Here is a 9070-nt window from a genome sequence, read left to right as displayed (position 1 = left end):
ACCAATGGATGAGAAGACGCATAAGGATGATTTACTGGAAGCAGTGGAAGAAAATCAAAACGAAATTCACAAATCTAAAGAAGCTTGGTATCGCCGAAGGCAAAGCTTGGGAATTTGCAAACACAAGAAAGAGCTACTGGCGAACAGCCAATAGCCCAATTCTAAATAAATCTCTTACTAACCAAAGGTTATCAGACCTAGGTTATCTATTCTTCTTTAATTACTATCAACAAGCATGTGTAAACTAAAGAACCGCCGTATACCGAACGGTACGTACGGTGGTGTGAGAGGTCGGTAGATAAAATAATTATCTACCTTCTACTCGATTTTTACCACACAAATATTTAGAAAAATGGTTTTCAAATCTTTCTTCTATGACATTTATCATGTAACTTTTCACTTTTAAAATTTTACATCTGCTTCTAATCATGACTTAAGTCATATTATGTTATGACTTAAAGTAATAGAGTGGATTCCTTCTATAGTATAAAATGGAAATATAAAATAACCTAAGGAGTGGTTTAGATGACATATATTCAACTTAACAATGTAATAAAAAGATATTCTCATCAATTGGCTGTTGATCAGGTAAGCTTTACTATCGAGAAGGGTGAGGTTTTCGGATTATTGGGACCTAATGGAGCAGGAAAAAGCACTACAATAAAAATGTTGGTTGGGCTGCTAAAGCCAGATAGCGGTGAAATTTTAGTTGATGGTATAGATGTAAAGAAAAGACCAATTGATGTAAAAAAGAAACTAGGATTAGTACCGCAAGAGCTGGCGATTTATAATAATTTGTCTGCAGAAGAGAATATTGCATTTTTCGGTGGCTTACATGGATTAAGAGGAAAGCACCTAAAGGAAAGGATCGAAGAGGCACTTACCTTTACAGGGTTAGAAGATAGAAAAAAAGATAAACCCGTTAAATTTTCTGGTGGAATGAAGAGAAGATTAAATATTGCTTGTGCAATAGTCCATAAACCAGACATTATTATAATGGATGAACCAACAGTTGGAATTGATCCGCAATCAAGAAATCATATATTGGACTCAATACTAGAATTGAATAGGATGGGTGCAACTATTATATACACTAGTCATTACATGGAAGAAGTTGAGGCGATATGCAAGCGTGTCGGAATTATGGATAATGGTAAACTTATTGCCTTAGGAGATAAAAATCATTTGAAAAAAGAAATAACTTCTGGTGAGAAAATATTAGTTGAAACAGCAGAAGTAAATGCTTCGGCAGTAGATGCTTTAAAGAAGCTTCATGGAATACTTGGTGTGAGTGTAAAGGATAATCAAATAGAGGTGTATTCAAAAAGCTCACAGGAACGACTTCAGGATATTCTTTTTATTTTAGCAAATCACCAGATAATGATAAAAAATATTGCCTTAACGGATGTTAATTTAGAAAATGTATTCCTTCATTTAACAGGCAAAAGTTTAAGGGATTAAGGGGGAATTATCTTGGTTACTTATCAAATTATAAAGCACGTAATCAAAGGTTTTTTTAGAAATTTAGTTATGTTACCTATTATTATTGGAGTACCAATTTTTCAAATATTCATTATGTCAAAAATATTTACTGAAATTGAATCAAATGTTGCTTTTAATACCGAATCGGTTGTGGAGTTAGTATTTCTAGGGACTGGAAAACCCACTTCAATGGTTCAAGAGTTCGCAGTTGCAATTTTAGTTATGTATGTATTGATATCAGGTATTATTGCTGCCACCACAATAATTTCAGAAAAAGAGGAGCATACTTTAATGCGTATATTTACGGCTCCAATAAAAAAATCACAATTCATTATTGGTAGCCTTATAGGGCAGGCTACATTATTATTTTTTAATTCATTTACAATCATTTATATATCATATCTTCTCTTTAATGTTGATTGGGGGACATCATTGGGAGGGTTAGCATTTGCAACATCGTTGCTTGGCTTTGTATCGCTTTCCATGGCATTTGTAGCAGGTGGTTTATTTAAAAACAGTAAAATAGCATCAGGTGTTTTATCCTTTGTAATAGTGGTCATGACCTTTATTAGTGGAGGATTAACTCAAAATGGTGGATTCGGTTTAGCAAGCAAATTTACAATAAATTGGTGGGGCTTCGATTTATATATGAAAGTTATAGAAGGGAATCCACTTGCCAATAGTAGCTTTTCAATAATTGTGCTTACTACTGTTGGAGTAATACTTACCTTACTGGCCATCTTTATATATGGGAGGGAAAATATTTATGAATAGTATGTACATAGCCATTAATTTTATACGTAGAGTAATAAGAGAACGTAGCACACTTCTGTATTTTCTAGTCTTTCCCATATTGGCAGGCATATTGGCAACCTCTATGGCTCAACAGAAGGAAATTGAAGTAGGAATTTTAAAAGCATCAGAGGATAATAGATTAATACAAGTTCTAGAAGAAGATCAACGATATAAAGTAATATTGTTGGAAGATGTCACGGCGGAGCATGCTATTAGAAATAATGTAGTAGATTTTGCCTTAGAGGTAGGCAATGATAACCTGGCTGAAGAGGATAACCTTAGTAATCTTAGAATATACGCATTAAAAGATAATCAAGACCTACAAGTGTTCAAAGGACTAATTGAGGGATATATTTTGAGGGGGGAAATAAACTATGATAATGAAGCAGGTGGCTTTGGAGAAGGAAGAATGGTTTTGGGCTTTCTAACAATGTTTATACTGATGTTTATGGCCTCAACCATTGGGTTGCTCTTAGAGGATAGAAGGGGCAAAACTCTTATGAGGATGTTTTCTACACCTGTAAGCGAGTATGACATTACAATGGGAACACTACTTGGCTCATTGGTTATTGGAATGATCCAGATACTTTTATTCTTAGGATTAACTAGAGGTATTTTAAGAATACAATATGAAGTCTCTATGTTGAATATATACTTTATACTATTATTCTTTTTAGTGGCAGCTACAGGGCTGGCATTGGGAGTTGCGGGATTTATCACTGATACTGAAAAATATAGTGTAGTAAGTACGTTGATTGTTGTACCAACATGTTTATTAGGTGGTAGCTTCTTCCCAGTGACCTTTATGCCAGAAAAGATGCGTATTATATCTCATTTTTTACCACAGAAATGGTTGATGGAGGCATATGACAATTTGGTGGCAGGCATGGCCATAGGGGATGTATTAAATAATCTAGGAATACTTTTATTATTTGCAGCTGTTTTCTTTACATTTGGATTAAAAACATTAAAACCTTCAGCAGAGGAGCTATAAAATTATTGAAAAAAACTATTCAACAAGAGCACAGAAGAGTAAAAACTCCAAGCTTAAAAATCAAAGCTGTGATTGGTATAATGACAGGAATCATTTTCCTAACATAGCAAGAAAAGAGTTTTTATATTTACCTTTGGGGTATAATTAAAAGAAGCTATACGTAATTTAAATTATTCAAAGGAGATGTTTTCATGTGTGGTAGATTTTTCTTCGAGGGAGACTTAGATGAAGTAATTGAACGATTTAATATTCATATAAATAATGCTACCCAGTATAGAAAAGGAGAAATATATCCATCCTATGAGTTTCCAGTTATATATAAAAAGGAAGAGAATCGAATAGAACTCTTTAAGTGGGGCTTTACAGCACCATATCTCAGGAACCTGGTAATCAATGCAAGAGGAGAAACTGTTGATAGCAAGCCAATGTTTAAAAGGGCCCTTATTGAAGGACGTTGTATTATTCCAGCGAATGGATACTTTGAATGGCAAAGCGATGGTAATATCAAAATTAAACATAAAATTTCTTTAGTAAATCAGAAATTGTTTTCTATGGCAGGCTTATACAGCAAGTTAATTGACAAAAATGGTGAAGTCTTTACGGGTTTTACTATTATTACAAAAGAAGCCATACCATCACTTAAAAAAATCCACCATCGTATGCCAGTCATACTATCCAGTGAAAAAGAAGATCTATGGATTTCTGAAGCTAATGATCATACACCTATAAACATATTAAGATCAGATATGATTAAAGACGATGATATTTATATAGAAATAGTATAATTAATAAATTGGATTAATACTCACAGCAGTGATTTTGATAGATCACATGCTGTTTTTTTACTCAATTTTAAATATTATTACCAAATATATGTTTTAAATATTAAAGTATATAAATAATGATATAATAATTATGTAAAAATTATAGAAGGAGAGTTTCTATGAAATTAACTAGCGAAAATGCATATATCGTAATTTTCTTTATATATGGACTGGCCTTCTTTTCAATGGGATTACTTGCTTTGCAGCAAAAAAAGACAAAACACAGTGTACTTCCTCTTCTAAATGTAATTAGATACCTTGGGTTATTTGGATTAATACATGGAATTACTGAATGGGTAATAATGCTAAGAATAGCCCAACTTTATCAAGAATATGATATATATTTATTTGGTCTGCAAATCTTATTAAATTCTATTTCCTTTGTATATCTCTTTATTTTTGGCTTAGCTTTACTTGAGTATGATGGTAAAATAAAGAAGCTAATAAAATATTTACCCATTGGAATATTTATAATATGGTTGATTGCTGTACTTATATCAATGATGGTAGGTCAAAATAATTATTATTTTTGGTTTTCATTTTTTAGTGCTCAGAGTCGATATTTTCTAGGATTACCCAGTACAATAGTAACAGCATTAGCCCTATATCAAAATTCAAAAACTCTAGATGCTTTAAAACTAAATAAAATATCCTTAAATTATAAATTTATGACTGTTTTGTTTGTTGTTTATGGTATTTTAGCTGGAATATTAGTGAGAAAAAAAGATTTCTTTCCTGCAAATATATTAAACAATGAGTTATTTATTCGTATATTTGGTATTCCGGTAGAGCTTGGTAGAGGGATTACGGCTGTGGCTATTACTTTTTTCTTTATTAAGGCTATCGACATATTCAGATGGGAGACAGATGAAAGAATTACTAAGCTTTCGCAACAGCAATTAGTTAATGATGAAAGAAGAAGACTTGCACGAGAAATCCATGATGGAATTATACAAAATTTATTTGCTACAGGACTACAAATTGAGAATTTAATTGAGTCAGAATCTGATGCAAAGAAGGATGATTTAAAAGAGATAAAAACAAATTTAAATAGTATTATTGAGCAGGTACGAAGCTTTATGGGAAAAATGGTAACTAAGAAAATTGAAATTGAAGATCTAAGACAAAATTTAGAAGTATTAATAAATCAGTTTATTAAAAATAGCAATTTAAATATCAAATTTAACTATTTAATAACTAACGTAGTACTAGGGCATCTAACATCAGAAAAACTAACAAATATCTATTATATTGTTCAAGAAGCCCTCTATAATGTAGTTAAACACGCAGAGGCAACTAGTGTTAGTATCACTCTTGAAACAAACCTAAAATCTGTGAATGTAATAATCGAGGATAATGGTAAAGGCTTTGATATTAATCATACAAGAAGTAATGAAAATACCAACTATGGGTTGATTTCAATACAAGAAAGGGCTGAACTAATAAATGGAATTTTAAACATTAAAAGCGATAGTAAAGGTACTACTATAATACTACTGGTTCCATGGGAGGAGGGTGAAATTAATGAAAATTAAAATACTACTTGTAGATGACCATGCAATTGTTAGATGTGGTATTAGATCATTAATTGAACGAAATGAAAATTTGACTGTTTGTGGTGAAGCAGAAAACTTAAAAGAAGCTTATAGAATGGTTATTGATTTGAAGCCTGATATTGTTCTTTTAGATATAAAGCTTCCAGACGGTGACGGCATTACAGGCTGTAGAGAGATGTTAAAATTGAATAGCGAAATAAAAATTATTATATTAACTGCATACGCAGAAGATCATATCGTAATTGAAGCCATAAAGGCAGGAGCGGGTGGTTATCTTCTAAAAAATGTTGAAAGCAGCAGGATTATTAAGGCAATAATTGAGGTTTATAATGGTGCTGCTTACTTAGATCCATCCGTTACAGAAGGAATATTGAAGGAGCTAAAGGGTAAAAAGGAAGACATTAGCAACCTATTAACACCAAGAGATGTAGAAATTCTTGAATTAATCAGTGTAGGTAAAACTAATAAGGAAATAGGTGAAATTCTTTTTATTGCAGAAAAAACAGTTAGGAATTATGTTAGTAAAATTATGCAAAAAATAGGAGTAAACAACAGAACCGAAGCAGCAATATTTTGGAATAAGCAAAAATCTCTAAAATAATATATGCACTTATCCTATTAACTTTTCAAACTGTAATTTTGAATAATAGTAGAATTTTTGATATAGCTAATAAGCCTTAGAGTTAAAAAAAGAATGTATAGAAGTTTTTTAATAGTCAATAGACAAATTTAAAATTAATACGTATTAATTAATAGAAAAAGATATTAAGAAGGTTTTTTCTAATATCTTAAGGATTAACAGAAGGGAGCAAGAGATAATATGAAAAAAAGATTATATCTATCAAAGGATAAGCAATTAGCAGGAGTATGTGGTGGAGTAGCAGAGTATTTTGATGTTGATCCAACAATTGTTAGATTACTATGGGTCTTGTTTACATTTACAGGTGGAGCAGGGTTAATAGTGTATGTAATAGCAGCAATAATTATGACGGAAAGACCGATTTCATACAATAGCAATACTACGGCAGAATATTATGAAGCTGATAAAAGTAATGATGATAAAAGAACTGGAACTTCTAGAAATGAAAATAATAATATCATTATTGGATTGGGACTAGTGGCGGCTGGGGGATTAATGTTCAGTAAAAACATATTTGGATTCCATTGGCTTAGCATAAGAATGTTTTGGCCTGTAGTATTAATAGCAATTGGATTTTACGTAATAATTAACGGAAGGAAGTGATTCCTGTGGATCGGGACAAAATAATAGGAGGAATCCTGTTGATATCAATAGGAACTATCTTCCTACTAATAAATTTAGGATTCCTAAGTTGGTCAGTTTTTAATAGCTTTATTCAGCTATGGCCTTTAATTTTAGTGGTATTTGGTATAAACATCATTTTCAAAAATAATACTATTATATCTGCCATAACATGGATACTATTTTTCGGGATCATAATAGGTTATGGGATTTACTATGATACAGGGTATAAAAGTAGTACCAGTGGGTTAGATCATCTAACCATTGAGAAACACTATGCAGCAGAAACGGCTGAGTTAAATCTTAAGCTTGGGGGCCTTAGATTCGATATAGGAGCATCAGATCATCATATTAGACTAGTAGAAGCAGCTATTGATAAAAGATATGTTAATCACCGTTTGGATCAAAGGAATAATCATAAGCGCTCTATTTTAAGCTTTGAATCAAAGTCAAGTGGAATAAGTCTGTTTGAACGAGGTGGTTCCCATTATTTGTTTTATTTAAATAAAGATATTCCATGGAGTATTAATGCAGATATAGGTGCTATTTCAGGGTCAATGAATCTTCAAGAATTAGAAGTGAAGGATGTAGATATCAAAATTGGAGCAGGAAACCTTGAATTAATACTTGGAGATAATAGTCCTTTAACAGAAATTAAAATTGATGGTGGAGCATCTAATTTAGATATTATACTAAGTAAAAGCATGGGAGCTAAAATTAAAGTGGCTGGAGGTTTAAATAAGACCAATATAGCAAGACTTGGTTGGAGCAATACAGGAGACTATTATATTTCACCTGGATATGAGGAAGCTTTAAGTAAGGCAATTATTGAGATAGATGCAGGAGTAGCTAATATAAACATAATAAGAAGATAGGATAAAGAGCAATCAAAACTTAGCAAACAATTAAATTATTGAAGGTTTAAAGTTACTGTGAGTCAGAATCATGAACTGGCTCTTTTTTATTTAACTTTATACTATCATAAATATAGTAAATAATGTATAATAATACGAAGATAATTAAGTTTATAATATTCAAAATATATAAACAATCAATAAGAGGGGGAGTATCAATTGAATTTAAAGCTTTTTATACCAGGTCCTGTTGATGTTGAAGAAGATGTACTTCAAAGGATGTCACTTCCTATGATGGGTCATAGAACTAAGGAGGCATCGAAGCTTCAAAGAAATATAACGAAGAAAATGATGAAAATAATGTACACCAATAATCAAATACTACTGTCCACCTCATCAGGAAGTGGGTTGATGGAAGGTGCTGTAAAATCCTGTACAGGAAAGCGAGCAGCTGTTTTTTCAGTTGGTGCCTTTGGTGATAGATGGCATAAAATGGCTACTTCCAATGGAGTTCCAGCTGATTTGTTTGCAACTGAATGGGGGAGTGCAACAAGGCCGAAGGATGTTGATAATGCCCTATCTACAGGGAAATACGATTTAATAGCAATTACACATAACGAAACCTCTACTGGTATAATGAATCCGGTTAATGAAATAGCAGAGGTTATTAAAAAATATCCAGAGGTAGTATTCTGCCTTGATACAGTAAGCTCTATGGGAGGAACAAAGATTGAAGTAGATAAGCTGGGGGTAGATATATGTATAACCTCTACGCAAAAATGTTTAGGATTACCTCCAGGACTATCTATATGCTCATTTTCTCAGAGGGCAGCTGAGGCTGCTAAGAAAGTTGAAAATCGTGGGCTGTATCTGGACCTTTTAGCTTTATATGAGTATATACAAAAAAAGGATCATCAGTACCCATCTACACCAGTACTTTCAATTATGTATGCAATGGATTATCAACTAGATAAAATACTTAAGGAGGGTTTAGAAAACCGCTTTAATCGACATGCTGAAATGGCAAACTACACTCGACAGTGGGCTAAGGATAGATTTGAATTGTTTCCTGAAGAAGAATTTGCTTCAAACACCCTCACTACTGTGAAAAATAGTCGCCAGGTGGATATTAGTGACTTAAATAAACGACTTAAAGAAGAAGGGTATATGATATCTAATGGTTATGGGGAGTTAAAGGATAAAACCTTTAGGATTGCCCATATGGCCGAAAGAAGTCTAGCAGAAATTCAAGAGCTATTGAGGGTAATAGATGATATTATAGAAGGCAATGAGTAATTAGTAAT

The 9070-nt window shown here is 32.3% G+C and carries 9 protein-coding genes and 1 pseudogene; all 10 read left to right on the top strand.

Annotated elements, in window-relative coordinates; translation table 11 throughout:
• Positions 1 to 248 (top strand): annotated as a pseudogene (locus tag BLP68_RS15210) (hypothetical protein); the annotation flags it as partial.
• Positions 249 to 525: 277 nt separating this feature from the next.
• The gene (locus BLP68_RS15205; protein ID WP_091545469.1) at positions 526 to 1461 is read left to right on the top strand and encodes an ABC transporter ATP-binding protein; all 936 of its coding nucleotides are present in this window, start codon (positions 526 to 528) and stop codon (positions 1459 to 1461) included.
• 12 nt (positions 1462 to 1473) lie between these two features.
• Positions 1474 to 2256 (top strand): ABC transporter permease, encoded by a 783-nt coding sequence (locus tag BLP68_RS15200; protein ID WP_091545467.1) that lies wholly within the window; start codon positions 1474 to 1476, stop codon positions 2254 to 2256.
• On the top strand, positions 2249 to 3271 hold the full coding sequence (locus BLP68_RS15195; RefSeq protein ID WP_176759058.1) for an ABC transporter permease: 1023 nt from the start codon (positions 2249 to 2251) through the stop codon (positions 3269 to 3271). Before BLP68_RS15200 ends, BLP68_RS15195 begins: the two co-directional genes overlap by 8 nt.
• 191 nt (positions 3272 to 3462) lie before the next feature.
• The gene (locus tag BLP68_RS15190; RefSeq protein ID WP_091545463.1) at positions 3463 to 4056 is read left to right on the top strand and encodes an SOS response-associated peptidase; all 594 of its coding nucleotides are present in this window, start codon (positions 3463 to 3465) and stop codon (positions 4054 to 4056) included.
• A gap of 158 nt (positions 4057 to 4214) precedes the next feature.
• Positions 4215 to 5630: a sensor histidine kinase gene (locus tag BLP68_RS15185; protein ID WP_091545461.1), complete on the top strand. Its 1416-nt coding sequence runs from the start codon at positions 4215 to 4217 to the stop codon at positions 5628 to 5630.
• The gene (locus BLP68_RS15180) at positions 5620 to 6252 is read left to right on the top strand and encodes a response regulator (protein ID WP_091545460.1); all 633 of its coding nucleotides are present in this window, start codon (positions 5620 to 5622) and stop codon (positions 6250 to 6252) included. Before BLP68_RS15185 ends, BLP68_RS15180 begins: the two co-directional genes overlap by 11 nt.
• A 219-nt stretch (positions 6253 to 6471) precedes the next feature.
• A complete protein-coding gene (locus BLP68_RS15175) occupies positions 6472 to 6894 on the top strand; it encodes a PspC domain-containing protein (protein WP_091545458.1) in 423 nt (140 codons plus the stop codon).
• Positions 6891 to 7787: a LiaI-LiaF-like domain-containing protein gene (locus tag BLP68_RS15170; RefSeq protein ID WP_330389190.1), complete on the top strand. Its 897-nt coding sequence runs from the start codon at positions 6891 to 6893 to the stop codon at positions 7785 to 7787. Before BLP68_RS15175 ends, BLP68_RS15170 begins: the two co-directional genes overlap by 4 nt.
• A 198-nt stretch (positions 7788 to 7985) precedes the next feature.
• Positions 7986 to 9062, top strand: coding sequence for a pyridoxal-phosphate-dependent aminotransferase family protein (locus tag BLP68_RS15165; protein ID WP_091545455.1), 1077 nt, complete (start codon positions 7986 to 7988; stop codon positions 9060 to 9062).
• Positions 9063 to 9070: the final 8 nt, after the last annotated feature.

Source organism: Alkaliphilus peptidifermentans DSM 18978, from assembly GCF_900101495.1.
GTDB lineage: Bacteria > Bacillota > Clostridia > Peptostreptococcales > Natronincolaceae > Alkaliphilus_C > Alkaliphilus_C peptidifermentans.
Note: the sequence above shows the minus strand (reverse complement) of the source record. Positions and strands in the feature narration are given on the sequence as shown.